Origin of the sequence: Terrabacter sp. LjRoot27 (genome assembly GCF_964254175.1) — a bacterium.
Taxonomy (GTDB): Bacteria; Actinomycetota; Actinomycetes; order Actinomycetales; family Dermatophilaceae; genus Terrabacter.
Genome location: NZ_CAXUSS020000001.1, coordinates 1,473,610 through 1,499,708, shown reverse-complemented (window position 1 = coordinate 1,499,708; position 26,099 = coordinate 1,473,610). Strand labels below are relative to the sequence as shown.

General features: G+C 72.1%; 20 protein-coding genes. 11 read left to right on the top strand and 9 right to left on the bottom strand.

The window, feature by feature from the left end:
• Positions 1–158: 158 nt before the first annotated feature.
• Entirely contained in the window at positions 159–1,046 is an 888-nt protein-coding gene (locus tag ACSQ2D_RS06985) for a GNAT family N-acetyltransferase (RefSeq protein ID WP_435985246.1), read from the top strand.
• Here ACSQ2D_RS06985 and ACSQ2D_RS06980 read toward each other — a convergent pair.
• The 3 genes from ACSQ2D_RS06980 to ACSQ2D_RS06970 are packed head-to-tail and all read right to left on the bottom strand — an operon-like array spanning position 1,021 to position 4,253.
• On the bottom strand, positions 1,021–1,941 hold the full coding sequence (locus tag ACSQ2D_RS06980; RefSeq protein ID WP_435985245.1) for a GNAT family N-acetyltransferase: 921 nt from the start codon (positions 1,939–1,941) through the stop codon (positions 1,021–1,023). The genes ACSQ2D_RS06985 and ACSQ2D_RS06980 overlap by 26 nt on opposite strands.
• Positions 1,942–1,959: 18 nt before the next feature.
• Positions 1,960–3,066, bottom strand: a complete 1,107-nt coding sequence (mnmA, locus tag ACSQ2D_RS06975; RefSeq protein ID WP_435985244.1) for a tRNA 2-thiouridine(34) synthase MnmA — start codon at positions 3,064–3,066, stop codon at positions 1,960–1,962.
• Positions 3,063–4,253 carry a cysteine desulfurase family protein gene (locus tag ACSQ2D_RS06970; protein WP_435985243.1) on the bottom strand — a complete coding sequence of 397 codons (1,191 nt, stop codon included), beginning with the start codon at positions 4,251–4,253 and terminating at the stop codon, positions 3,063–3,065. The genes mnmA and ACSQ2D_RS06970 overlap by 4 nt, the downstream gene beginning before the upstream one ends.
• 187 nt (positions 4,254–4,440) lie before the next feature.
• On the opposite strand from ACSQ2D_RS06970, the gene ACSQ2D_RS06965 reads away from it, so the two are divergent.
• Positions 4,441–5,958, top strand: coding sequence for a S8 family serine peptidase (locus ACSQ2D_RS06965; RefSeq protein WP_435985242.1), 1,518 nt, complete (start codon positions 4,441–4,443; stop codon positions 5,956–5,958).
• 87 nt (positions 5,959–6,045) lie between these two features.
• A complete protein-coding gene (locus ACSQ2D_RS06960; protein ID WP_435985241.1) occupies positions 6,046–6,519 on the top strand; it encodes a hypothetical protein in 474 nt (157 codons plus the stop codon).
• Between the two features lie 81 nt (positions 6,520–6,600).
• Here the strand turns inward: ACSQ2D_RS06960 and ACSQ2D_RS06955 are convergent, their stop codons facing one another.
• Positions 6,601–7,557, bottom strand: a complete 957-nt coding sequence (locus ACSQ2D_RS06955) for an electron transfer flavoprotein subunit alpha/FixB family protein (RefSeq protein WP_435985240.1) — start codon at positions 7,555–7,557, stop codon at positions 6,601–6,603.
• A 41-nt stretch (positions 7,558–7,598) separates the two neighbouring features.
• Entirely contained in the window at positions 7,599–8,381 is a 783-nt protein-coding gene (locus ACSQ2D_RS06950) for an electron transfer flavoprotein subunit beta/FixA family protein (RefSeq protein WP_435985239.1), read from the bottom strand.
• A gap of 246 nt (positions 8,382–8,627) precedes the next feature.
• Between ACSQ2D_RS06950 and ACSQ2D_RS06945 the strand changes: the two genes are divergently transcribed.
• Entirely contained in the window at positions 8,628–9,425 is a 798-nt protein-coding gene (locus ACSQ2D_RS06945) for an SDR family oxidoreductase (RefSeq protein WP_435985238.1), read from the top strand.
• A gap of 110 nt (positions 9,426–9,535) precedes the next feature.
• Here the strand turns inward: ACSQ2D_RS06945 and ACSQ2D_RS06940 are convergent, their stop codons facing one another.
• From ACSQ2D_RS06940 to ACSQ2D_RS06930, 3 genes are all read right to left on the bottom strand, one after another.
• The gene (locus ACSQ2D_RS06940; RefSeq protein ID WP_435985237.1) at positions 9,536–9,883 is read right to left on the bottom strand and encodes a hypothetical protein; all 348 of its coding nucleotides are present in this window, start codon (positions 9,881–9,883) and stop codon (positions 9,536–9,538) included.
• Positions 9,884–9,971: 88 nt separating this feature from the next.
• Positions 9,972–10,751 carry an enoyl-CoA hydratase/isomerase family protein gene (locus tag ACSQ2D_RS06935; protein WP_435985236.1) on the bottom strand — a complete coding sequence of 260 codons (780 nt, stop codon included), beginning with the start codon at positions 10,749–10,751 and terminating at the stop codon, positions 9,972–9,974.
• Positions 10,751–11,257, bottom strand: a complete 507-nt coding sequence (locus ACSQ2D_RS06930; protein WP_435985235.1) for a YbjN domain-containing protein — start codon at positions 11,255–11,257, stop codon at positions 10,751–10,753. The genes ACSQ2D_RS06935 and ACSQ2D_RS06930 overlap by 1 nt, the downstream gene beginning before the upstream one ends.
• Before the next feature lie 78 nt (positions 11,258–11,335).
• Here ACSQ2D_RS06930 and glgX point away from each other — a divergent pair, with 78 nt between their 5' ends.
• Positions 11,336–13,477, top strand: coding sequence for a glycogen debranching protein GlgX (gene glgX, locus ACSQ2D_RS06925; RefSeq protein WP_435985234.1), 2,142 nt, complete (start codon positions 11,336–11,338; stop codon positions 13,475–13,477).
• Between the two features lie 84 nt (positions 13,478–13,561).
• Here the strand turns inward: glgX and glgP are convergent, their stop codons facing one another.
• Positions 13,562–16,150: an alpha-glucan family phosphorylase gene (gene glgP / locus ACSQ2D_RS06920; RefSeq protein WP_435985233.1), complete on the bottom strand. Its 2,589-nt coding sequence runs from the start codon at positions 16,148–16,150 to the stop codon at positions 13,562–13,564.
• Between the two features lie 307 nt (positions 16,151–16,457).
• On the opposite strand from glgP, the gene ACSQ2D_RS06915 reads away from it, so the two are divergent.
• The 6 genes from ACSQ2D_RS06915 to ACSQ2D_RS06890 are packed head-to-tail and all read left to right on the top strand — an operon-like array spanning position 16,458 to position 26,041.
• Positions 16,458–18,476 carry an alpha-1,4-glucan--maltose-1-phosphate maltosyltransferase gene (locus tag ACSQ2D_RS06915; protein WP_435987826.1) on the top strand — a complete coding sequence of 673 codons (2,019 nt, stop codon included), beginning with the start codon at positions 16,458–16,460 and terminating at the stop codon, positions 18,474–18,476.
• A 3-nt stretch (positions 18,477–18,479) separates the two neighbouring features.
• On the top strand, positions 18,480–20,186 hold the full coding sequence (gene treS / locus ACSQ2D_RS06910; protein WP_435985232.1) for a maltose alpha-D-glucosyltransferase: 1,707 nt from the start codon (positions 18,480–18,482) through the stop codon (positions 20,184–20,186).
• A complete protein-coding gene (locus tag ACSQ2D_RS06905; protein WP_435985231.1) occupies positions 20,186–21,613 on the top strand; it encodes a maltokinase N-terminal cap-like domain-containing protein in 1,428 nt (475 codons plus the stop codon). Before treS ends, ACSQ2D_RS06905 begins: the two co-directional genes overlap by 1 nt.
• Positions 21,610–23,892: a 1,4-alpha-glucan branching protein GlgB gene (gene glgB, locus ACSQ2D_RS06900; protein ID WP_435985230.1), complete on the top strand. Its 2,283-nt coding sequence runs from the start codon at positions 21,610–21,612 to the stop codon at positions 23,890–23,892. Before ACSQ2D_RS06905 ends, glgB begins: the two co-directional genes overlap by 4 nt.
• Entirely contained in the window at positions 23,889–25,535 is a 1,647-nt protein-coding gene (gene pgm, locus ACSQ2D_RS06895) for a phosphoglucomutase (alpha-D-glucose-1,6-bisphosphate-dependent) (protein ID WP_435985229.1), read from the top strand. Before glgB ends, pgm begins: the two co-directional genes overlap by 4 nt.
• Positions 25,532–26,041 carry a hypothetical protein gene (locus ACSQ2D_RS06890; RefSeq protein WP_435985228.1) on the top strand — a complete coding sequence of 170 codons (510 nt, stop codon included), beginning with the start codon at positions 25,532–25,534 and terminating at the stop codon, positions 26,039–26,041. Before pgm ends, ACSQ2D_RS06890 begins: the two co-directional genes overlap by 4 nt.
• The last annotated feature ends 58 nt before the right edge of the window (positions 26,042–26,099 follow it).

Sequence of the window (26,099 nt, the reverse complement as noted above, 5' to 3'; positions counted from 1 at the left end):
CACAGTGTGCGGGCCACCCCGCCGCCCGCGGTCGCATCGCGACACCGATGTGGTCACGGCTCGGCCACGGCTCGACCACAGCTCTGCCGGCCCAACAGGTCGGTCGGCGCCGAGGCGCCCCCGGCGGGAACGTCGGTCGAGGCAGTACCGTGGCGCGGGTGCAGCGCCGCGACTTCTCCGGACCCGCTGACCTGCGGGCGATGCAGCACCTCGCCTCTCGGCTGTGGTCGCCGTCGAGCCGCTTCCATCCCGGTCAGCTGGCGTGGAGCCGCTACTACCGGCCGGTCGACCCCATGGGTCTGGACGACGGCGAGGCCATCGCCCTCTGGACCGACGGCGGCGAGGTGGTCGGCTTCGGCTGGGCCGAGGGTCCGGACTGGCTCGAGCTCCAGGTCGACCCCACGCGGCCCGACGTCGCCGCGGAGGTCATCGACTGGTTCGAGGAGGTGAGCGACGCCGAGACGCAGTCGGCACTCGTCATGGAGGGGGATGTGGCCGAACAGGCCCTCGCCGCAGCAGGATTCGAGCCGCAGCCGGACGAGCCCTTCTTCACGCACCACCTGCTCGACCTCGTCGACCTCCCTCCGGCACCGACCGTGCCGGGCTACCGCTTCCGCCACGTCGAGCCGCACGAGGCCCGCTCGCGCGCGGCGGTCCACGCTGCCTCGTGGTCCGACTTCGGGCCCTCGAAGGTCGACGAGCGGGCCTACGAGCAGGTCATGGCCGCGTGGCCCTACCGCCACGACCTCGACTGGGTCGCCGTCGACGCCGACGGCACCATGGTGGCCTCGGCGCTCGTGTGGCTCGACCCGGCCCAGGGTGCGGGTCTCGTCGAGCCGGTCGGGTGCGCGCCCGAGCACCGCGGACGCGGGCTCGCCCGCGCCGTCACGCTCGCCGCCCTGCACCGGCTGGCCGAGGTGGGCGGCGTCGTCGCACAGGTGAGCCCGCGCGGTGACGACGGCTATCCGGGTCCGAAGCGCCTGTACCGTGCGATGGGCTTCCGCCCGCGTGCCCGCACCGTCACGTGGACCCGTTCGCTGGACTGAGCTCCACCCGCATCTCGTGCTGCGCGAGATCCTCTCCCAGGCCCACCGCTTCGAGCGCGGCCACGAGCGGTGAGCCCTCGGGCTCGTTGACGAGCCGGCACGTCGCCCCGGCGTACTCCCGCGCCAGGGCCGCGGCCAGCCGACGTGCAGCCGTGTCGTCGCGGGCGGCCGCGGCCAGCACCGCGACGCACCCCGGTGACGGTCGCAGCAGGAGTATGCCGTCCGCCTCGTCGCGCGCCCGCGGCGCCGTCCCGCTCCCCGTCCCGGTCGACAGGACGACGAGCGCCGGATCGAGGACCAGGTGAGCCGGTTCCCGGCCCCACGGTGCCCGCAAGCCGCCCGTGACCGCGGCCATCCCGCGGACACACGCCTCGTCGTCCGTGGCGCGAGACGTGCGAGCCCAACCCGGATCGCCGGGCCGGGTCGGTGTCGGTGTCGCCTCCAGCCGGCCCGAGAGCACGAGCAGCCGGCGGCGCACCGTGAAGCCGGCGCGCTCGTAGACGCGCCTCGCCCAGTTCTGCGTCAGCACCTCGAGGCCCACGGACCGCACGCCGGACCGCCGCGCGACGTCGAGCTGCTCGTCGATGAGCCGGCCGGCGACACCCTGCCCGCGGTGGGTCGCGGCGACACCGAAGCCACCGATCCAGCCACGCTCCCCCGGCTCGTCCTCGGCGGCGCCCGGAGGACGAGCACCCAAGAGCGAGAGGGCGACCGGTCGACCGCCGTCGAGCAGGACGACGGACCGGAGGAGGTCGATCGACCCTGCCTCGACGTGCGCCCGCAGTCCCGTGGCGTCACGGGACACGTCGACGAGGTATCCGGCATACGCGGCGTTCCACGCCTCGACGAGCACATCGGTGGTCACCGTCGACGCGGCGACACTCTCGATCGACATCGTGGGGACTCGCTCGGGTCAGTCGACGGAGGCACGCTCGAGCCGGGACGCGGCGATGGTGGCCGAGCCGACGACGCGCGTCCCCTCGTAGAGCACGACCGACTGTCCCGGCGCCACACCCCGCACCCGGCCCTCGAGCCGCACCTCGACGCGGTCACCGTCGGCCCAGGCCGTCGCCGCGTACTCCTCGCCGTGCGCGCGCACCTGCGCACCGACGTGCACGACGCCCTCGGGCGCCGGGCCGCACCACCGGGCGTGGTCGCCGGTGATCGCGTTGACGCCCAGCAGGTCGGCGGCGCCGACGACCACCTGGTTGGTCTCGGGACGCACCTCGACGACGTAGCGCGGCTCGCCGTCGGCGGCGGGACGCGAGAGCCCGAGCCCACGCCGCTGCCCGACCGTGTAGGCGAAGGCTCCAGCGTGGTGCCCGACGACCTCACCGGACGTGTCGACGATGTCTCCGGGGGCCTCGCCGAGCTCGCGCGTCAGCCAGCCTCGGGTGTCGCCGTCGGCGATGAAGCAGATGTCGTGGCTGTCGGGCTTCTTGGCGATGAAGAAGCCGCGCTCGGCCGCCTCCTCGCGGATGTGCGGCTTCGTCGTGTCCCCGAGCGGGAAGAACGACCGGGCCAGCTGTTCGGCGTCGAGGACGCCGAGGACGTAGCTCTGGTCCTTCGCCGCGTCGACGGCGCGGTGCAGCTCGCGCCGCACTCCCCCGTGCCCGTCGTCGGCCTCGACGACCTGGGCGTAGTGGCCGGTGGCCACGGCGTCGAAACCGAGGGCGAGCGCCTTGTCGAGCAGGGCGGCGAACTTGATCTTCTCGTTGCAGCGCAGGCACGGGTTGGGGGTGCGGCCGGCGGCGTACTCGGCGCGGAAGTCGTCGACGACGTCGCGCTTGAAGCGGGCCGCCATGTCCCACACGTAGAAGGGGATCCCGAGCACGTCGGCCACCCGCCGGGCGTCACCGGCGTCCTCGATGGTGCAGCAGCCCCGCGCCGACTCGCGCAGCGTCGCGGCGCTCTGGCTCAGGGCGAGGTGCACGCCGACGACCTCGTGCCCGGCGTCGAGCATGCGGGCGGCGGCGACCGCCGAGTCGACGCCACCGCTCATCGCCGCCACGACCCTCACGACGCGGTCGCCTCCCGTGCACGGCGGGCGCGCTCGATGGCGGCGGGCAGCGCGTCGACGAAGGTGTCGACGTCGGCCTGGGTCGAGGTGTGCCCCAGCGTCAGACGCAGGGCGCCCCGGGCGTCGCTCTCGGCGACTCCCATGGCGAGCAGCACGTGGCTCGGCTGTGGCACTCCGGCCTGGCAGGCCGACCCCGTCGAGCACGACACCCCGGCCGCGTCGAGCAGGTAGAGCAGGGAGTCACCGTCGCACCCGGGCACGAGCAGGTGCACGTTGCCGGGGAGCCTGCTTTTGCCGTCGCCGCGTCGCCACACCCCCGACGGCCGGATGTCGGGGGCGATCGCCATGGCGCGCTCGATGAGGTCGTCGCGCAGGGCGACGAGCCGGGCCGACTCGGCCTCGATCGAGGCCGTGGCCTCGGTGAGCGCGGTGGCGAAGCCGACGATGGCCGGGGTGTCGAGGGTGCCGGAGCGCACCTGGCGCTCCTGCCCGCCGCCGTGGGTCAGCGGGACGAGCTTCGCGTCCCGACGCACGACGAGGGCACCGACGCCGATGGGGCCGCCGAGCTTGTGGGCGGTGACCGACATGAGGTCGGCGCCGCTCGCCTCGAAGTCGACGGCCAGGTGTCCGGCGGCCTGCACGGCGTCGGTGTGGAACGGCACCCCGAACTCGTGCGCCACGTCGGCGATGGCCCGGACGTCCTGGACGGCCCCGACCTCGTTGTTGGCCCACATCACCGAGACGAGGGCGACGGAGTCGGGGTCGGACTCGATGGCGGTCCGCACCGTCGCGGGCTCGACGACCCCCTCGGGAGTGCACTCGAGCCAGGTGACCTTGGCGCCCTCGTGGGCCACGAGGAAGTCGACGCAGTCGAGGACGGCATGGTGCTCGGTGGCTCCGACGAGGAGGCGCACCCGCGCAGGGTCGCGGTCGCGGCGGGCCCAGTAGGTGCCCTTGACGGCGAGGTTGTCCGACTCCGTGCCGCCGGAGGTGAAGACGACCTCGGAGGGACGGGCCCCGAGGCAGCGGGCGATCTTCTCGCGCGACTCCTCGACGGCGCGGCGGGCGGCGCGACCCGTGCGGTGCAGGGACGAGGCGTTGCCCACGACCGCGAGCTGCTCCGTCATCGCCGCGAGGGCGGCAGGGAGCATCGGCGTGGTCGCCGCGTGGTCGAGATAGGCAGTCACCCACCGATTCTAGGACGCCTCCACGCACCCGCCGGACGGCCGCAGGGCCGGGCGTCCCCCGCTGCGGGGTCGATGGCGTATGCCGTCCCGCGGGCTACCCGTGCGTAACCTCACACCGCGCCCTCTCGTTGGCCAGTCACGTCGCCACCCTCCGCTGACGTGGGGTGGCCCAGCAGAGAGGGATCTCATGCGATTGACCGCCTCACGCCGCCTCCGTCTCGGAGCGGTGACCCTGGCAGCAGCCACCGCCCTGACCTCGGCCACCGTGGCCGCCGCCGCGCCGGCCTCGTCCGGCCCGCAGTCGGCGCCTTCCGCAGCCGCTGCCGGCCTGCTGGGTGCCGGCCAGGCTCGCGCCCCGCTGTCGACGTGGCTCGCGCAGCACTGGTCGAGCCTGTCGGCCGTGACACCGACGACCGTGCTCGTCCACGCAACGGACATCGGGACCGCACGCCGCGCCGCCACCGCGTCGGGGCTCACGGTCCGCGACACCTACGACAAGATCGGCGTCGTCGTCGCCGCCGGCCTGCCCGTGCAGATCGACGCCGTGCGCTCGGTCCCCGGCGTGACCTACGTGGAGGGCAACCAGCCCATCGAGATGTTCCTGTCGACCTCCAACACCGCCACCCGCGGCTCCGAGGCACGCGCGACGCTGACCGGGGCCGACGGCAAGGCCCTCGACGGATCGGGCGTCAGCGTGGCGGTCATCGACTCCGGCGTCGACCCGACGCACCCGTTCCTCCGGAACGCCGACGGCACGTCGGCCGTCGTGAAGAACCTCAAGATGGTGTGCGACCCGCTCGAGCTGCTCCCCTGCCAGCCCGTCGACGCCGGCAGCCTCGACACCGACCTGCTGGCCGCGGGCGGCCACGGCATGCACGTCTCCGGCATCGTCGCCGGGCGTGACGTCACCCTGTCCGACGGCACGAAGATGCACGGAGCGGCCCCCGGCGCGAGCATCGTCAGCCTGAGCACCGGCGCCGTGCTGCTCATCGTCGGCGCCGACTCGGCGCTCAACTGGGTCCTCGAGCACCACGCCGCCCCCTGCGGTGCCGGCGTCCCCGCCAGCACCTGCCCGCCGATCAAGGTCACGAGCAACTCGTACGGGCCGACGGGCGGCGGCGAGTTCGACCCGAGCTCGGCGACGGTCAAGCTCCAGCGGGCCCTCGTGAGCGAGGGTGTCGTCTCGGTCTGGGCCAACGGCAACGACGGCGGAGACGGCTCCGCCAACCTCTCCAACCCTCCCGGCCAGGACCCGACGGGCGGCATCATCTCCGTCGCGTCGTACAACGACCAGGACACCGGCACCCGCAGCGGCACGGTCAGCGACTTCAGCTCGCGCGGCCGCGCAGGACAGCTCGCCACCTACCCCGACATCTCGGCCCCGGGTGAGGGCATCACCTCCTCGTGCCGCATCTACCTGCCGATCTGCACGACGGGCGGCGACCCGCGCGACAACGGGGACTACAACACGATCAGCGGCACCTCGATGGCGACGCCGCACATCTCGGGCATCGTCGCCCAGCTCTTCCAGGCCAACCCGGCCGCCACGCCCGCCCAGGTCGAGGCCGCCATCAAGGCCACGGCCTGGAAGTACACCGACGGAGCCGCCTACGTCATCGACCCCGCCGGCAACGGCACCACCTCGTTCGACAAGGGGCACGGCCTCGTCGACGTCGTCGCGGCGGCCACGGCGATCCGTCCCTGACGCCGGGCGGCACCCGGCGCCACCAGCACCACACGCGTCACCCGCGTCCACCCCACCGATGGGGCCGGTCTGCCTATGATCGGCCCCATGGGTGGCAGGCACGAGGGCACCGGTGGTAGCCGGCTGCGCGCGCCCGCCGCCCACCGGGCCGTCGCGGCGCTCGCCTGCCCGGTCATCGGCTACTTCGTGGCCCGCCTGCTCGTGCGGCTCGTCCCGTCGCTGCCCGCCACGATGACGTATGCCGTGTGCCTGGCCCTCGCGCTCGCGCTCGGCTGGCGGGCGTGGTCGGCCCGCATCGACCTCGGCACGAAGCGCCTGCGCGTGCACAACACCCTCATGACGACGACGATCGACCGGCGCGACGTCCGGCGCGTGTCGTCGAGCGGACGGCTCGAGTGGCGTCACGGCGAGGGCCGCCCGGTGCGCCTGCCGTCGGAGGCGCTGCGCGGGGCGTGGTGGACCCTCGGGACGGGGCGGTCGGCATACGCCTTCAACCAGCAGCGGCTCGAGAGCTGGACCCGGCTGTCGTCGCGGGTCGACCTCGACTCCGAGGCAGCCTGACTCCCGCCCCCGACCGTCGAAAGGCCACGAACCGGGACCCGGTTCGTGGCCTTTCGACGGTGAGAGTGACTGGGGCGCGAGTCAGTCCTTGGCGGCCGCGATCGCCTCGGTCGCCTGCGGGAGGACGGTGAAGAGGTCCCCCACGACGCCGAAGTCGACGAGCTCGAAGATCGGGGCCTCGTTGTCCTTGTTGACGGCCACGATCGTCTTGGACGTCTGCATGCCGGCGCGGTGCTGGATGGCACCGGAGATGCCGCACGCGACGTAGAGCTGCGGGCTCACCTGCTTGCCGGTCTGGCCGACCTGCGAGGTGTGGGGGTACCACCCGGCGTCGACCGCGGCGCGCGAGGCACCCACGGCGGCACCGAGGGAGTCGGCGAAGTCCTCGACCTTGGAGAAGTCGCCGCCGGTGCCACGGCCACCGGAGACCACGATGGCGGCCTCGGTCAGCTCGGGGCGGCCGGTGGCCTGCTTCGGCTTGGACTCGGTGATCTTCGCGCCCTTGGCGGCGTCGGACGGGGTGAAGTCGACGACCTCGTCGGCGGCCGCACCCGCGACCTCCTCGGGGGTGGCGGAGTTGGGCTTGACGGCGACGATGGGCGTGCCCTTCGTGACCGTGGCCGACACCGTGTAGGAGCCGGCGAAGACCGACTGGGTCGTCGCGACGCCACCGTCGGCCGCCTGGACGTCGACGGCGTCGGTGATGAGGCCCGACTCGGTCTTGACGGCGAGGCGGGCGGCGATCTCCTTGCCCTCCGGCGAGGACGGCACGAGGACCGCGGCCGGGGACGTCGAGGAGACGAGCTGGGCGAGCAGCTCGGCCTGGGGGACGACGAGGTGCTCGAGCACCTCGGGCGACTCGACGCGGTAGATCTTCTCGGCGCCGAAGCGGGCGAGGGTCTCCTTGGCGGCGTCGAAGCCGGCGCCGACGAAGACGGCGGAGGGCTCGCCGAGGCGGCGGGCGATCGTCAGCAGCTCGGACGTGGTCTTGCGGACCTTGCCCTCGACGTGGTCGACGAGCACGAGTACTTCAGCCATGGTGCGGATCTCCTTTGCTGGCTGGGAAGGTCAGGGGCAGGTCAGACGAACTTGCGCTCGGTGAGGAAGGCGGCGAGCTTGCTGCCGCCGTCGCCCTCGTCGGCGACGATCTCGCCCTGGGAGCGCGGCGGGCGGGCGGCGAAGGACTCGACCTTCGTCCACGCGGCGTCGAGGCCGACCTGCGCGGCGTCCACGCCGAGGTCGGCGAGGCTCCACTGCTCGACCGGCTTCTTCTTCGCCGCCATGATGCCCTTGAAGGACGGGTAGCGCGGCTCGTTGATCTGGTCGGTGACCGACACGAGGGCCGGCAGCGTGGCCGTGATCGTCTGGGTCGAGGCGTCGCCGTCGCGGCGGATCGTCGCGGTGGTGCCCTCGACGCTCAGCTCGGACGCGAACGTCACGGCCGGCAGGCCGAGGCGCTCGGCGAGCATCGCGGGCACGACGCCCATCGTGCCGTCGGTCGAGGCCATGCCGGTGACGACGAGGTCGACGTCGCCGATCTTCTTGATCGCCTCGGCGAGGACGAGCGAGGTCGCGATGGCGTCGGAGCCGTGGATGGCGGCGTCGTTGACGTGCACACCCTTGTCGGCGCCCATCTGCAGGGCCTTCTTGATGGCGTCGGCGGCGGCGTCGGGGCCGACCGTCAGGACGGTGACCTCACCCTCGCCGGCCTCGACGATCTTGAGGGCCTCCTCGACCGCGTACTCGTCGAGCTCCGACAGCAGGCCGTCGACGTTCTCGCGGTCGGTCGTGTTGTCAGATGCGTTGAACGTGCGCTCGGCCTGGGCGTCCGGCACGTACTTGACACAGACGACGATGTTCATGGGTGAACGTCCTCTTCCGTTGCTGGTGGTGGTGCTCATGGAACTGCCGGAGGTCGCTCCGGCACTGCCGTCCATCCTCTCACCGAGCGTCCGCTCAGTCGGCACGCCTCTGGCGTGACGCTCACCACCAGCACCCCTGGCGTATGCCGCCTGCTGCCGTCCGCCGCACGGGCGGCCCTCCCGGGCGGGGCTGGGACGAGGCAAAACCGGTTGTCGAGGGTTGTCCGTGCTGCAGAGGATGGCGCCATGTCCTTCACCACCACCGTCCCGTCCACGAGCTCCCGGGTCGCCCTCGTCACCGGGGTCGGCAGACGCCGCTCCATCGGATCCGAGCTGGCTCTCGGACTCGCCGCGGACGGCTGGGACCTCGCCCTCGGGCACTGGCAGCCCTACGACGAGCGGCTCGGCTACGAGCGTGGCGCCGACGACCCCGCTGCGGTGGCCGACGAGTGCCGCGCCCTGGGCAGCCGCGTCGAGCTGCTGCCGGGCGACCTGTCCGACCCGGCCGTCCCCGAGGCCCTCGTCGCCGCGGCGACGGACCGGCTCGGACCGGTGACCGGGCTCGTCATGTCGCACTGCGAGTCGGTCGACAGCGGCATCCTCACGACCTCCCTCGAGAGCTGGGAGCGGCACTACGCCGTCAACGCCCGCGCCACGTGGCTGCTCATCCGGGCGTTCGCCGAGCGTCTGCCCGAGCAGGCGCCGGGTGGGCCGGCGGCCGCGCACGTCGTGGCCCTGACGAGCGACCACACGGCCCACAACCTGCCCTACGGATCGAGCAAGGGCGCGCTCGACCGCATCGTCATCGCGTCGGCGATCGAGCTGGCCGACCGCGGGGTGCGCGCCAATGTCGTCAACCCCGGCCCGATCGACACGGGGTGGATGGACGACCGGATCCGCGCGCTCGGCACCGCCGACACCCCGGCCGGGCGGCTCGGCACGCCGCGCGACACGGCCGACCTCGTGCGCTTCCTGCTCTCGGAGCAGGGCGGCTGGATCAACGGCCAGCTGATCCTCAGCAACGGCGGCTTCAAGACCTCCTGACGAGAAGCGCGCCCTGGGGCAGTTCCGACCCCGGTCCGGCCCCGGCAGCGACCAGAACCGCGCCACGGCGCACCTCCGGCCCGGACGGCATACCGAGTCGCCCCGCGATGTCAGGCGGGGTCGAGGTCGGCGGTCTCGAGGACGTGGAAGGCCGGCTCCTCGTAGGGGTGCGCGGCCCGGAGGGCGGCGACGACGGCGCCGCGCAGCGCCCGGTCGAGGACGAGCTCGACGCGGTTCTCGGCGACCTTCTCGAGGTCACCGACGACGCCGATGGTCGGGTTCGCGCCCTCGACGGGCCGGAACTGCCCCGTGCCGCGGGTGACGAAGGCGCACTCGCGGTAGTCGCCGACCGTCCCGGCCCCGGCGGCGAAGAGCGCCCGGAGCAGGGCGTCGGTGTCACCGACGGGGACGTAGACGACGAGGACGTCGAGAGGGCCGCGCCCCGACCGGGCGGTCACGACCGGACCGCGCCGGGACGTCCGGGCCCGGGGCGGACCCACCGGCAGTGGCGCGGCGGGTCCGCCTCGAGCGGCGTACGGGTGGGGGTCATCGACCCTCGAACTGCGCCTTGCCCGGACCGTGCTCGACGAACGAGGACATCCCGATCTCGCGGTCCTTCGTCGCGAACAGCGAGGCGAAGAGCAGCCGCTCGATCTCGAGCCCCGTCTCGAGGTCCACCTCGAGACCGCGGTCGATGGCCTCCTTGGCGGCGCGGACGGCATACGACGCCGCCCCGACGAACGTGGACGCCCACGCGCGCGAGGCGGAGTAGACGTCGGCGGCCGGGACGACCTTGTCGGCGAGGCCGATGGCGAGCGCCTCCTGGGCGTCGACGAAACGTCCGCTGAAGATGATCTCCTTGGCCCGCGAGGCACCGACGAGACGCGAGAGCCGCTGCGTGCCGCCGGCGCCCGGGATGATGCCGAGGAGGATCTCCGGCTGGCCGAGCTTCGCGTCGTCGGCGACGACCCGGAAGTCGCACGCGAGGGCGAGCTCGCAGCCGCCACCGAGGGCGTACCCGGTGATGGCGGCGATGACCGGCTTGGGGATGCGCGCCACGGCGCTGATCGAGCTCATGAGCGGGCCGGAGCGCTCGACCATGTCGGTGTACGACATCGTCTGCATCTCCTTGATGTCCGCGCCGGCGGCGAAGACGCGCTCACCGCCGTAGACGATGACTGCCTTGACGTCGGTGCGCGCGGTCGCCTCGGCGGCGGCCTCGCGGATCTCCTCCTGGACCTGGACGTTGAGGGCGTTCATCTTCGGCCGGTCGAGGCGGATCGTGCCGACGCCGTCCTCGACCTCGAGCCGGACGAACTCGCCCATCAGGCGTCGCCGGGAGCGGGCGCGTCGTCCATCGGCAGCCAGGACTGGAAGAAGAAGCCGACGCTCTGGAGGATGTGGTTGACCGACAGCGGCACGAGGATGTCGAGGTCGGCGTTCGGGGTGACGACGTGCTCGGCCGAGACGACGAGGCTCTCCTGGACGAGCGAGAGCTTGACGATGTTGAGCTGCATCGTCAGGTCGTTGCAGCGGGCGAGGCGCTCGTTGCGGTCGGACGAGACGGGCTCGGCGAGCTGCCACTGCCCGAAGAAGCGGACGAGGGCGAGGTCGCCCTCGGCGACGCGGGCGAAGAGGGTCGTGCTCGTGCCCTGGTCGTCGACGATGGCGAACTCGAGGTCGCCGTCCCCGTCGATGCTCGCCTCGATGCCGAGGCCCTTCAGCACGTCGAGGATGCGGTCGCGCACGGGCGCGTCACTGACAGGGGCGCCGTTGGGGCCGGCGTCGGGCGCGCTCGGCATGAAGTTGGGCAGCGAAGTCGGATCGGTCATGCGCCAACCGTAACGAGCCTGCGCGGCGAGGTCGATCCGACCCGGGGCTGCGATCGGCCACCCCCTACGCTCGGACACATGTGCCGGCCCCCTCCCGCGACGCCAGACCTGCCTCCCGAGCACGGGGTCCGGCTCACCGCCGAAGGAGCGCAGTTCTCCGTCTACGCCGGCCACGCCCGGGCCGTCGAGGTCTGCCTCTTCGACACGACTGCCGACGGCAGCGAGACCGAGCGCCGGGTGCCGCTGCGCCACCGGGCGCACGGCACGTGGTTCGACATCGTGCCCGGAGTCGGGGTCGGGCAGCGCTACGCCTTCCGCGTCGACGGGGACTGGGACCCGGACCGGTCCCTGCTGCACAACCCCGCCAAGCTGCTCCTCGACCCCTACGCCCGGGCCGTCGAGGGCGGGGTGCGCCTCGACCCGGCCGTCTACGCCCACCGCGTGGGCCCCGACCTGCGCGGTGACCTCTGGGTGCGCGACGACCGGGACTCGGCACCGCACATGCCGCGCTGTGTCATCGTCGAGGACGAGTTCGACTGGGGCGCAGACGACTTCCCGCGACACTCGCTCACCGAGTCGATCATCTACGAGGTCCACGTCAAGAACGCCACGCGACTGCACCCCGGCGTCCCCGACGAGCTCCGCGGGACGTATGCCGGCCTGGCCCACCCCGCGTTCGTCGACCACCTGCTGGGGCTGGGAGTCACGGCGGTCGAGCTCCTGCCGGTCCACACCTTCACGCACGAGCCCGACGTCGTCCTGCGGGGGCTGACGAACCACTGGGGCTACAACACGCTCGGGTTCTTCGCACCGCACGCGGCGTACGCGTCGACCCCCGACCCGCAGGGCGCCCTCGACGAGTTCAAGACGATGGTCAAGGACCTCCACGCGGCCGGCATCGAGGTGCTCCTCGACGTCGTCTACAACCACACGGCCGAGAACGCCCGCGAGGGCATGACGCTCTCGTGGCGCGGGCTCGACCAGCGGGCGTACTACCGCGTCGACGGCCGCGGCCGCGACATCGACGTCACGGGGTGCGGCAACACCCTCGACCTCACGCACCCCGTCGTCGCCCGGATGGTGCTCGACTCGCTGCGCTACTGGGTGCAGGAGTGCCACGTCGACGGCTTCCGCTTCGACCTCGCGGTCGCCCTGGGTCGCGGCAAGGACGACGGCTACGACCGCGACCACCCCTTCCTCGTGGCCCTGCGCACCGACCCCGTCCTGTCCCGCGCGAAGCTCGTCGCCGAGCCCTGGGACCTCGGCATCCACGGCTGGCGCACCGGACAGTTCCCGCCGCCCTTCTCGGAGTGGAACGACCGCTACCGCGACGCGACCAGGACCTTCTGGCTGCGCGACCTCGCCGCCTCCGCGGCCGGCGGCGTCGGCCACGGCGTCCGCGAGCTGGCGACGCGCCTCGCGGGGTCGCAGGACCTCTTCGACCGCCACGACCGGGGCACCATCGCCTCCGTCAACTTCGTCACGGCCCACGACGGCTTCACGCTCGCCGACCTCACGACCTACGACACGAAGCACAACGGGGCCAACGGCCACAGCGGCGCCGACGGGTCCAACGACAACCGGTCGTGGAACCACGGCGTGGAGGGCCGCACCGACGACCCCGACATCACCGCGGCGCGTCGGCGCTCGATCCGCAACCTGCTCGGCACGCTCCTGCTGTCGACCGGCGTGCCGATGCTCAACGCCGGCGACGAGATGGGCCGCAGCCAGCGCGGCAACAACAACCCCTACTCCCAGGACAACGAGATCAGCTGGATGTCGTGGGACCACGAGCCCTGGCAGGACGACCTCCTCGAGACGACCCGGCACCTCGTCCGCCTGCGGCGTGAGCACCCTGTGCTGCGGCAGCGGGCCTTCTTCTCCGGCAGGCAGATCCACGCCGACGGCTCGACCGACCTCGCATGGTTCGCATCCGACGGACACCCCATGGGCGATCGCTGGGACGGCCCTGCGACCCACGTCATCCAGGCCCTCTACGACGGCGCGCGGCTCTCGCAGCAGTCGGTGCTCGTCGTCGTCAACGGGTCGGCCCACGCGGTCGAGGTGACGCTGCCGACGGCACCGGGCGCGACGGCATACGAGATGCTGTGGGACAGCGCCGAGGAGCGGCCCGCTCCCCCGTCGGAGCCCGTGGCCGCCGGCACGGAGGTCCCGATGGCCGCAGCCTCGATGCGCGTCTGGCGCTCGACCGCCGGCTGAGGGGCGCAGACCCGCCACCGGCCACGTCCTCGCACGGCGAGAGCCCGGACCCGTCGGGGTCCGGGCTCTCGTCGCGTGCAGGTGTCAGGCGTTGCGCGCGAGTCCCAGCTCGGCGGGGCCGGCGAGTCCCGGGTGCTTCGGGACGACGCGGACGCTGTAGCCGAACGACCCGGTGCGGCGCAGCGGCTGCGAGCCGGCGAACTGGTGCCGACCGTCCTCGTAGGACTCGACGAGGGCGAGCGGCGCGACCTCCATGCCCCACAGCTCGTCGACGTCGTTGACGTGTCCGTGGACGAGCTGCACCTCGACGTCGTCGGGGGTGAGCCCGTCGAGAGCGACGTAGGCGCGCAGGTCGAGGACGTCGCCGATCTGCGGCGAGTCCGACAGGCCCGAGGGCTCGACGTGCTCGACCTTGACCTTGGGCCACGCCGTGCGGATCCTCGACTTGTACGCGGCCAGGTCCTTGGCGCCGGCGAACTCCGACCCGGAGACCGAGCGGCCCGCACCGGCCGCGGGGCTGTAGAGCTGCTCGGTGTAGTCCTGCACCATGCGGCTCGCGAGCACCTTCGGGCCGAGCGTCTTGAGGGTGTGGGTCATCATGTCGATCCAGCCCTGCGGCAGACCCGCGGCGTCGCGGTCGTAGAACTTCGCGGCGACGTCGTTCTCGATGAGGTCGTAGAGCGCGGAGGCCTCGATGTCGTCACGCCGGTCGGCGTCCTCGACGCCGTCGGCGGTCGGGATCGCCCAGCCGTTGCGGCCGTCGAACCACTCGTCCCACCAGCCGTCGAGGATCGAGAGGTTGAGACCGCCGTTGAGTGCAGCCTTCATGCCGGACGTGCCGCACGCCTCGAACGGGCGCAGCGGGTTGTTGAGCCAGACGTCGCAGCCCGGGTAGAGGTGCTGGGCCATCGCGATGTCGTAGTTGGGCAGGAAGACGATGCGGTGGCGCACCTCGGGGTCGTCGGCGAAGCGGACCATCTCCTGGATGAGGCGCTTGCCGGTCTCGTCGGCGGGGTGCGACTTGCCGGCGATGACGAGCTGCACCGGGCGCTCCGGGTGCAGCAGCAGGCGCTTGAGCCGATCGGGGTCGCGGAGCATCAGGGTGAGGCGCTTGTAGGTCGGCACGCGGCGGGCGAAGCCGATCGTCAGCACGTCGGGGTCGAGGATGTCCTCGACCCAGCCGAGCTCGGCGTCGCTCGCGCCACGCTTCTGCCACGAGGCCTTGACGCGACGGCGGGCGTCGGCGACGAGCTTCTCGCGCATCTCGCGCTTCGTCGACCACACGGCGTCGGCGGGCACCTCGTCGATGCGCTCCCAGGCGTTCTCGCCGGCGATGTCGGCCGTGCCGAGGTGCTTGCGGGCGACGTCGTAGACGGCGCGGTCGACCCACGTCGGGGCGTGGACACCGTTGGTGATGCTGGAGATCGGGACCTCGACGTCGTCGAAGCCCGGCCACAGGCCGTCGAACATCTCGCGGCTCACGACGCCGTGGAGCTGGGAGACGCCGTTGGCGCGCTGCGCGAGACGCAGGCCCATGACGGCCATGTTGAAGATGCCCGGCTGGCCACCCTCGTAGTCCTCGGCGCCGAGGGCGAGCAGGCGCTCGACCGGCACACCGGGAATGGCGTTGGCGCCGCCGAAGAAGAGGTTGATCTTCGCGGCGTCGAAGCGGTCGATGCCGGCGGGCACGGGCGTGTGGGTCGTGAAGACCGTCGCGGCGCGTACGGCCTCGAGGGCCTCGTCGAAGGTCAGGCCGTGGTCGCGGACGAGCTCGGTGATGCGCTCGACCCCGAGGAAGCCGGCGTGGCCCTCGTTCGTGTGGTAGACCTCCGGCGTCGGGTCGCCCGACAGGCGCGACCAGAGGCGCAGGGCGCGGACGCCACCGATGCCGAGGAGCAGCTCCTGCTCGAGGCGGGTGTCGCCACCGCCGCCGTAGAGCGACTCGGTGACCTTGCGGGTCTGCTCGTCGTTGCCGGGCACGTCCGAGTCGAGCAGCAGCAGGGGCACGCGGCCGACCTGCGCCTTCCAGACGTGGGCGTGCAGCTGACGGCCGGCGGGCAGGCTGACGGTGACGACGGCGGGCGTGCCGTCCTCCTCGCGCAGCAGCGACAGCGGGAGGCCGTCGGGGTCGAGGACCGGGTAGGTCTCGACCTGCCAGCCGTCCCGGTTGAGCGACTGCTTGAAGTAGCCGGTCTTGTAGAAGAGCCCGACGCCGACGATCGGCACGCCGAGGTCCGATGCGGTCTTGAGGTGGTCACCGGCGAGGATGCCGAGGCCACCGGAGTACTGCGGCAGCACGGACGTGATGCCGAACTCCGGGCTGAAGTACGCGATCGCGGCGGGGGCGGCCTTGCCGGCGGCCTCCTGCTCGCGGCTCCACGACTGGTACCAGCGCTCGTCGGAGAGGTAGCTGTGCAGGTCCTCGTTGGCGGCCACGACGCTGCTGACGAAGTCGTCGTCGGCAGCCAGCGCGGCCAGCTCGTCGGAGGACAGGCGGGAGAGGAGCTTGACGGGGTCCTCCCCGGCCTGGGCCCACTTGCGGGCGCTGATGCTCTCGAACAGGTCGCGGGTCGGCGGGTGCCAGGACCAGCGCAGGTTGCTCGCGAGGACGCCGAGTCCCTCGATGCGGCTCGGCAGGACGGTACGGACGCTGAAGCGACGGATGGCCTTCACAAGGGGACAGCATAGGGGTCGCCATGTCGGGTTCTTGCAACCCTTGCAGGGAGGTTTCACCCATCGGACGGGGCCTCGGCGCGTCATGGGCCAAACGCCGCATCTTCGATACGGTCGAGCAGTGACTGGCTCAGCGAAGAAGCCCCGTTCCAGCAAGCCGAACCGCGTGCGCAGCGCCGCCCCCCAAGCACCACGACGCGACGATGCCACCCCGACCGCAGACACCGCGTTCGTCGACGACACCGAGGCCGGAGCCGTCCACCTCGCCCCCGACCACCCCGTGAGCGCCCCGCCGACCGTCGAGGGCATGCCGGGCGGCGCGCTCCCGATGGGCCGCATCCCCGTGAGCGACGTGCGTCCGCTCGTCGACGGCGGCACGCGCCCCGCGAAGTCGGTCGTCGGCGAGGAGTTCACCGTCCGGGCCAAGGTCTTCCGCGAGGGCCACGACGCCGTCAACGCGACCGCGGTGCTCACCGACCCCGACGGCACCGACCACTACTTCGCCATGCACAGCGTCAACCCCGGCCTGTCCGAGTGGGCCGCCACCGTCGTCGCCGACCGTGAGGGCTGGTGGACCTACCGCGTCGAGGGATGGTCCGACCCCTACGCGACGTGGGTGCACGACGCCGGCATCAAGATCGCCGCCGGGGTCGACGAGGACCTCATGTGCGCCGAGGGCGTCCGGGTGCTCGAGCGCTTCGCCGACGCCGTTCGCGGTCTCGGCGTCGACGCCTCCGAGATCGACAAGGGCGTCGTCGCCCTCGGCGACAACCGGGCCCCCGCCGCCCACCGCTTCGGCGCGGCGACGTCACCGGAGATCACGGGTCTCGCCGCGCTCGTGCCGCTGCGCGAGTTCGTGTCGGCCTCACCGGCATACTCCCTGCTCGTCGAGCGCGAGCGCGCGCTCTACGGCGCCTGGTACGAGATCTTCCCCCGGTCCGAGGGCGCCCACCGCGACGAGGAGACCGGCGAGTGGGTCTCCGGCACGTTCCGGTCCGCGGCGCAGCGGCTGCCCGCCATCGCCGACATGGGCTTCGACGTCGTCTACCTGACGCCGATCCACCCGATCGGCACGACGGCCCGCAAGGGGCGCAACAACAGCCTCACCGCCCAGCCCGGCGACCCCGGGTCGCCGTACGCCATCGGCTCGCCCGACGGCGGGCACGACGCGATCCACCCCGACCTCGGCACGTTCGAGGACTTCGACCACTTCGTCGCCGAGACGCAGCGGCTGGGCATGGAGGTCGCGCTCGACATCGCGCTGCAGGCCTCCCCCGACCACCCGTGGGTGCAGACCCACCCCGAGCTCTTCACGACGCGGGCCGACGGCACCATCGCCTACGCCGAGAACCCGCCGAAGAAGTACCAGGACATCTACCCGCTCAACTTCGACAACGACCCGGCCGGGTCCTACGCCGAGGTGCGCCGGGTCATCCAGGTGTGGCTCGACCACGGGGTGCGCATCTTCCGCGTCGACAACCCCCACACCAAGCCGGTTGCCTTCTGGCAGTGGCTGATCGCCGATGTCGCGCGGGAGCACCCCGACACGGTCTGGCTGTCCGAGGCCTTCACGAAGCCGGCGATGATGCACCAGCTCGCCAAGGCCGGCTTCCAGCAGAGCTACACCTACTACGCGTGGCGCAACGCGAAGTGGGAGCTCGAGGAGTACGGCACCGAGCTGGCCGGCGAGGACACCGGGTCGGCCTACATGCGCCCGGCGTTCTGGCCCACGACGCACGACATCCTCACCCCGTACATGCAGTACGGCGGTCCGACCGCGTGGAAGCTGCGCGCCGCGGTCGCCGCGATGATGGCACCGACGTACGGCATCTACGCCGGCTACGAGCTCATGGAGCACGTCGCCCGCCCCGGCGCCGAGGAGCAGCTCGACAACGAGAAGTACGAGTACAAGGACCGTCAGTGGTACCTCTACGAGCCGGGCGGCCCCCTCGAGAGCCGCTCGCTCGCGTGGTACCTCAAGCGGCTCAACGACATCCGCAGCTGGCACCCCGCGCTGCACTGGCTGCGCAACCTGCGCTTCCACGCGGCCGACGACGAGAACGTCATCGTCTTCAGCAAGTCCCGTGTCGTCGACCGGGCCACGGGCGAGCGCGACACCGTCCTCGTCATCGCCAACCTCGACCCGCACGCCACGCGTGAGACGTGGGTGCACCTCGACATGGAGGCACTGGGTATGGCCACGTGGTCGACGTTCGACGCGCACGACCACATCACGAACCAGACGTGGGAATGGCGCCAGGACAACTTCGTGCGGCTCGGTCCCGACTCCGAACCCGTCCACATCATCCACGTGAGGAGCCACTGACGCATGCAGGGCCTCAACCTGTCCCAGCCCGGCCTGAAGCACGACCCCCAGTGGTTCAAGAAGGCGGTCTTCTACGAGGTGCTCGTCCGCGCCTTCGCCGACTCGAAGGGTTCCGGCGCCGGTGACTTCACCGGTCTCATCAACCGGCTCGACTACCTCCAGTGGCTCGGCGTCGACTGCCTCTGGCTGCCGCCCTTCTACGCGTCGCCGCTGCGCGACGGCGGCTACGACATCGCCGACTACAAGGCGGTCCTGCCCGAGTTCGGGACGCTGCCGGAGTTCACCGAGCTCGTCTCGCAGGCCCACGCCCGCGGCATCCGCATCGTCACCGACTTCGTCATGAACCACACGAGCGACCAGCACCCGTGGTTCCAGGCGAGCCGCGCGGAGCCCGACGGACCCTACGGCGACTTCTACGTCTGGTCCGACACGGACGACGGCTACGACGACGCGCGCATCATCTTCGTCGACACCGAGGTGTCCAACTGGACCTTCGACCCGGTCCGCCGGCAGTTCTTCTGGCACCGCTTCTTCAGCCACCAGCCCGACCTCAACTTCGAGAACGAGGCCGTGCAGGAGGCGATGTTCGACATCGTGCGCTTCTGGATGGACCTCGGCATCGACGGCTTCCGTCTCGACGCGGTCCCCTACCTCTTCGAGGAGGAGGGCACGAACTGCGAGAACCTCCCCAAGACGCACGAGTTCCTCGCCAGGCTGCGCGCCATGGTCGATGCCGAGTACCCCGGCCGGATCCTGCTCGCGGAGGCCAACCAGCCGCCCGCCGAGGTCGTCGACTACTTCGGCACCGAGGAGGCGCCGGAGTGCCAGATGTGCTTCCACTTCCCGGTCATGCCCCGGCTCTACTACTCGCTCCGCGAGGAGACCGCCGCGCCGATCATCGACGTGCTGGCCGACACCCCGGCCATCCCCTCGGGCACGCAGTGGGGCACGTTCCTGCGCAACCACGACGAGCTGACGCTCGAGATGGTGACGCCGGAGGAGCGCGCCGCGATGTACGGCTGGTACGCCCCCGACCCCCGCATGCGCGCCAACGTCGGCATCCGGCGACGGCTCGCTCCCCTGCTCGACAACTCACGGCCCGAGATCGAGCTCATCCACGCGCTGATCCTCTCGCTGCCGGGCTCACCGTGCCTCTACTACGGCGACGAGATCGGCATGGGCGACAACATCTGGCTCACCGACCGCGACGCCGTGCGCACGCCGATGCAGTGGACGCCCGACCGCAACGCCGGGTTCTCGAGCGTCGACCCGGGCAAGCTCTACCTGCCCGTCATCAGCAGCCTCGTCTACCACTACAACAACATCAACGTCGAGGCCCAGATGGCCTCCTCGGCCTCGCTCCTGCACTGGATCCGCGGGATGCTCCAGATCCGCGGGCGCCACCCGGTCTTCGGGCTCGGCGACTTCACCGTCGTCGAGGCCGACAACGAGTCGATCCTCGCGTTCACGCGCACGATGGAGGCCGACGGCAACGAGCCCGGTGAGGCCGTCCTCTGCGTCAACAACCTCTCGAGCCGTCCCCAGGCCGCGACGATCCAGCTGCCGGAGGAGCTCGCGGGCCGCGAGCTCATCGACCTCTTCGGCGGTAGCGGCTTCCCGTGGGTGGCGAGCGACGGGCGGGTCACGCTGACGCTCGGATCCCGCGACTTCTTCTGGCTGCGCCTGCGCGGCGGGGAGGACCGCGGCTGATGGCCATCGTCCACAAGGGCGCGTCGATCGTGCCGACCAAGACCGAGATGGTCACCGAGTGGATGCCGCGCCAGCGGTGGTACCACGGCAAGGGCCACGTCCCGCAGCTGCGGCGCGTCGGTGGGTTCCGCTTCGAGGACCCCGACGGCGAGGTCGGCTGCGAGACCCTGCTGCTCGCCGACGAGGCCGTGGCACCCGCGGTCGTCTACCAGGTGCCCCTCACCTACCGCTCCGCCCCGCTCGAGGGCGCCGAGCACGCGCTGCTCGGCACGATGGAGCACAGCGTCCTCGGCACGCGCTGGGTCTACGACGCACCGCACGACCCCGTCTACGTCTCGCAGCTCATGGCGACGATCCTCGGACGTGGCGTGTCCGACGAGGCGCAGGCGTCCGTCGGCAGCAACGCGCTCGCCGAGGGCTCGTCGACCGGCCACGCCGACGGCTCGGTGTCGTCGTCGACCGTGCTCAGCGGAGAGCAGTCCAACACCTCGGTCATCTGCCGCATGAACGCCCCCGGCGGCGGCCCGGCCGAGCCGGTCATCGTCAAGGTCTTCCGCACGCTCCAGGACGGCGACAACCCCGACGTCGTGGTGCAGTCCGCCCTCACGGAGCAGGGCTCGGACCGCGTCCCGATGGCCATCGGGCACCTCTCGGGCGCCTGGGACGCGCCGACCGGCGGGTCGACGATGCACGGCCACCTCGCCTTCGCGCAGGAGTTCATCCCCGGGGTCGAGGACGCCTGGCGGGTCGCGCTCGTCGCCGCCGTGTCGGGCACGGACTTCACGTCCCGCGCCCGCGACCTCGGTGTCGTCACGGCCGAGATCCACACGGCCCTCGCGCACGCGCTCGGCACCCACGAGGTGACGCCCGAGGCGCGCCAGGCGGTCGTCGCGTCGATGCGCCAGCGGTATGCCGCCGCCGTGGCCCTCGTGCCCGACCTCGCCTCGCGCTCGGACGCCGTCGACCGCGTCGTCGCGTCCGTGCGCGACGTGCACTGGCCGCCGCTGCAGCGGATCCACGGCGACTACCACCTCGGCCAGGTGCTCGACGTGCCCGAGCGCGGGTGGGTGGCCCTCGACTTCGAGGGCGAGCCGCTGCGCCCGCTCGCCGAACGCGTGCTCCCCGACCTCACGGCGCGTGACGTCGCCGGGATGCTCCGTTCCTTCGACTACGCCGCGGGCTCCGTGGCGCTGGCCGAGTCACCGGTCGACGCGACCGGCTGGGCTGCGGCCTGCCGGGCCGCCTTCCTCGACGGGTACGCCTCCGTCGCAGGGGCGCCCGACGCCGACGCGCAGGCACTGACCCGTGCGCTCGAGCTCGACAAGGCGCTCTACGAGGTCGTCTACGAGGCCCGCAACCGGCCCTCGTGGCTGCCGATCCCGCTCGGCGCCGTCGAGCGACTCACCACCGAGGAAGGCACGCCATGACCCCCGAGACCGCCCCCGGTCCCTCCCTCGACGACGCCGCGATCACGGCCTTCCTCCAGGGCCGCAACGGCCAGCCGCACGACCTGCTCGGCCACCACGTCGGCCCGGGTGGGCTGACGATCACCGCCTACCGCCCGTTCGCGACCCGCGTCGGCGCCCGCCTCGACTCGGGCGAGCGCGTCGAGCTGCAGCACGTGCGCGACGGCATCTGGTCGATGACCTCGCCCGACTTCGGCACGACGCACGACTACCGCCTCCTCGTCGAGTACGGCGACGGCGTCGAGCACGAGCAGGACGACCCGTACCGCTTCGCGCCGACGCTCGGCGAGATCGACCGCCACCTCATCAACGAGGGGCGCCACGAGCAGCTGTGGACCGTCCTCGGGGCACACGTGCGCCACTACCCCGGCCCGCTCGGCGACGTCTGGGGTGTCTCCTTCGCGGTCTGGGCGCCCCGGGCCCGGGCCGTCCACGTCATCGGCGACTTCAACGACTGGGACCGCCGCTCGCACCCGATGCGGGCGCTCGGCGAGAGCGGCATCTGGGAGCTCTTCCTCCCCGGCGCCCAGGAGGGGATGAACTACCAGTTCGCCGTCCGCGGGCCCGACGAGCTCGTCCGCCTCAAGAGCGACCCGATGGCGCGCATGACCGAGGTCGCCCCGAAGCAGGCGGCCATCGTCACCGAGACCCACTACGACTGGCGCGACGACGAGTGGATGGAGCGCCGCCGCACGAGCGACGCCCACCAGGGACCGATGAGCATCTACGAGGTCCACCTCGGCTCGTGGCGCCAGGACCTCGGCTACCGCGGCCTCGCCGAGCACCTCGTCAACTACGTGCGCGACCTCGGGTTCACCCACGTCGAGTTCCTCCCCGTCATGGAGCACCCGTACGTCCCCTCGTGGGGCTACCACGTGACGGGCTACTACGCGCCGAGCTCCCGCTGGGGCCGCCCGGACGACTTCCGCTTCCTCGTCGACGAGCTGCACCGTGCCGGCATCGGGGTGCTGCTCGACTGGGTGCCCGGGCACTTCGCCACCGACGAGTGGGCCCTCGCGCGCTTCGACGGTCTACCGCTCTACGAGCACCCGGACCCTCGCAAGGGCTGGCACCCCGAGTGGGGCTCCAACATCTTCGACTACGGCCGGCCCGAGGTGCGCAACTTCCTCGTCGCCAACGCCATCTACTGGCTCGAGGAGTTCCACCTCGACGGCCTGCGCGTCGACGGCGTGGCCTCGATGCTCTACCTCGACTACGCCCGCGACGCCGGGGCCTGGGTGCCCAACAAGGACGGCGGGCGCGAGAACCTCGAGGCCGTCGAGCTGCTCAAGGAGACCAACGGCACCGCCTACAAGCGCGTCGGCGGGATCGTCACGATCGCCGAGGAGTCGACGACGTGGCCCGGCGTCACGAAGCCGACCAACGAGGGCGGCCTCGGGTTCGGCTTCAAGTGGAACATGGGCTGGATGAACGACTCGCTCAAGTACCTCGGCGAGGAGCCCATCTACCGCAGCTACCACCACGGCAAGCTGACCTTCTCGCTCATGTACGCCTTCGACGAGAACTTCGTGCTGCCGATCAGCCACGACGAGGTCGTCCACGGCAAGGGCTCGCTGCTGCGCAAGTCGCGCGGCCCGCGCGAGGAGCAGGTCGCGACGCTCCGTGCCTTCCTCGCCTACCTCTGGTGCCACCCCGGCAAGCAGCTGCTCTTCATGGGCTGCGAGTTCGGCCAGGAGTCCGAGTGGTCCGAGGGCCGCAGCCTCGACTGGTGGCTGCTCGAGCAGCCGCTGCACTACCGCGTCCACAACCTCGTCAAGGACCTCAACGGCATCTACCGCGGCCACCGGGCGCTGTGGGAGCTCGACGCCGACCGCTCGGGCTTCGAGTGGCTCGAGGCCGACGACGCAGCCCACAACACGTTCTCGTGGCTGCGCTTCGGCAAGGGCGACCGGGCGACCGACGCCCCCGTCGTCGCCTGCGTCATGAACTTCAGCGGCGAGACCCAGCAGTCCTACCGCATCGGCCTCCCGCGCGGCGGGAGGTGGACGGTCGTCCTGGACACGGCCGGCTACCACCCCGACGCACCGAGCAGCACCGGCATCGTCGTCGAGGCGCGCGAGGAGGCCTGGCACCAGCAGCCGTATGCCGCCGACATCACCGTGCCGCGCCTGTCGACCGTCTGGCTCGTCCCCGTGGACGAGCCCACCGTCCCGGCCGTCGTCGCCGGGACCCTCTCGAGCGGCGACGCCGACCCGACCCCGAACGGAGACCCCTCATGACCCACCCGCGCGCCGGTCAGCCCGCACAGCCCGAGGACCTCGTCGACGTCGACGCCCTCGTCGGGGCCTACTACGACCGGCACCCGGACGTCGACGACCCCGACGAGCAGGTCGCGTTCGGCACGTCGGGCCACCGCGGGTCGAGCCTGCGCACGGCGTTCAACGAGGACCACATCCTCGCCACGACGCAGGCCATCGTCGACTACCGCGTCTCGCAGGGTTTCGACGGGCCGCTCTTCATCGGCCGCGACACGCATGCGCTGTCCGAGCCCGCGTGGCGCTCGGCGCTCGAGGTGCTCGTTGCCAACGGCGTGCAGGTGCTCGTCGACGACCGCGACGGGTTCACGCCGACGCCTGCCGTGTCGCACGCCATCCTGCGCGCCAACCGTGGGAAGGGCTCGGGGGCGAGCGGTCTCGCCGACGGCATCGTCGTCACGCCGTCGCACAACCCACCGGCCGACGGCGGTTTCAAGTACAACCCCCCGCACGGCGGTCCGGCCGACACCGACGCGACCTCGGTCATCGCGAAGCGCGCCAACGACCTCATCCGCGGCGGGCTGCGCGAGGTCCGCCGCGTCGCGTTCGAGCAGGCCCGCGGCGAGGCCGGCTCGTACGACTTCATGGGCACCTACGTCGACGACCTCCCGAACGTCGTCGACCTCGCCCGCGTCCGCGAGGCCGGCGTGCGCATCGGCGCCGACCCGCTCGGCGGAGCGTCCGTCGCCTACTGGGGAGAGATCGGTGAGCGGCACGGGCTCGACCTCACCGTCGTCAACCCGCGCGTCGACCCGCAGTGGGCCTTCATGACGCTCGACTGGGACGGCAAGATCCGGATGGACTGCAGCTCGCCGTCGGCGATGGCCTCGCTCATCCACGCCAAGGACGCCTACGACATCTCGACCGGCAACGACGCCGACGCCGACCGGCACGGCATCGTCACGCCCGACGCCGGCCTGATGAACCCCAACCACTACCTCGCCGTCGCCATCCAGTACCTCTACGGCGGTGCCCGTCCGGGATGGCCCGCCACGACCGCCATCGGCAAGACCCTCGTGTCCTCCTCGATGATCGACCGCGTCGCCTCCGACCTCGGTCGCACCCTCCTCGAGGTCCCCGTGGGCTTCAAGTGGTTCGTGCCCGGGCTGCTCGACGGCAGCGTGGGGTTCGGCGGGGAGGAGTCGGCCGGGGCCAGCTTCCTGCGCCAGGACGGCACCGTCTGGTCGACCGACAAGGACGGCATCCTGCTCGCGCTGCTGGCGTCCGAGATCCTCGCCGCGACCGGCAGGACACCCAGCCAGCACTACGCCGAGCTGACCGCCCGGCACGGCGACCCGGCATACGCCCGCATCGACGCCGCCGCGTCGCGCGAGGAGAAGGCCAAGCTCGGCGCCCTCTCCCCCGACGACGTGACGGCCGAGACCCTCGCGGGAGAGCCGATCACGGGCAAGCTGACCGAGGCGCCGGGCAACGGCGCCAAGATCGGCGGGCTCAAGGTGACGACCGAGAGCGCGTGGTTCGCCGCGCGGCCGTCGGGCACCGAGGACGTCTACAAGATCTACGCCGAGTCCTTCCAGGGACCAGAGCACCTCGCCCGCGTCCAGGCCGAGGCCAGGGACGTCGTGTCGGCGGCCCTCGGCGGATGAGCGAGCTCGACGAGTCGGGTCCGCGTGGCCGGCTGGTCCTCGTGACGGCGGCCCGGGCAGCGACCCGGGCCGCCCTCGCGTCGGCAGTCGCCGATCGGCTCGCCCGGGCCGTCGTCGTCGACGGGGCGGCGCTCGAGCAGGCCGTCACGACGGGCGCCGCCGCGGGCTGGGACGAGCCGCCGACGTCGGAGCAGCTGCGGGCGCGGCTGCTGCGCTGGTCGGCGGCCCTGGCCGTGGCCGAGACCTACCAGCTCGAGGGCTTCGAGGCGGTCGTCGTGGAGGACGCGCTCGGCGACCGCCTCGAGGACTTCCTCGACCTCGTCGAGCCCGAGCCGGTCCACGTCGTCGTCGTGCGCGACGGCGCGGACCCGGCCACCCCGCGCTGGGGCCTCTGGGTCGACGGCGCGGAGCCGGCCGACGTGACGGCCGACGACGTCATCGCCCGGCTGGGCGACGCCCTCGTCATGACGTCGGCGGCGGACCCGCGGGAGCCGACCGGGGACTGACGGCACCCCGGGCGCACGCGAGCCACCCGGCTGGACAGCGGCCACCGGCATACCGCTG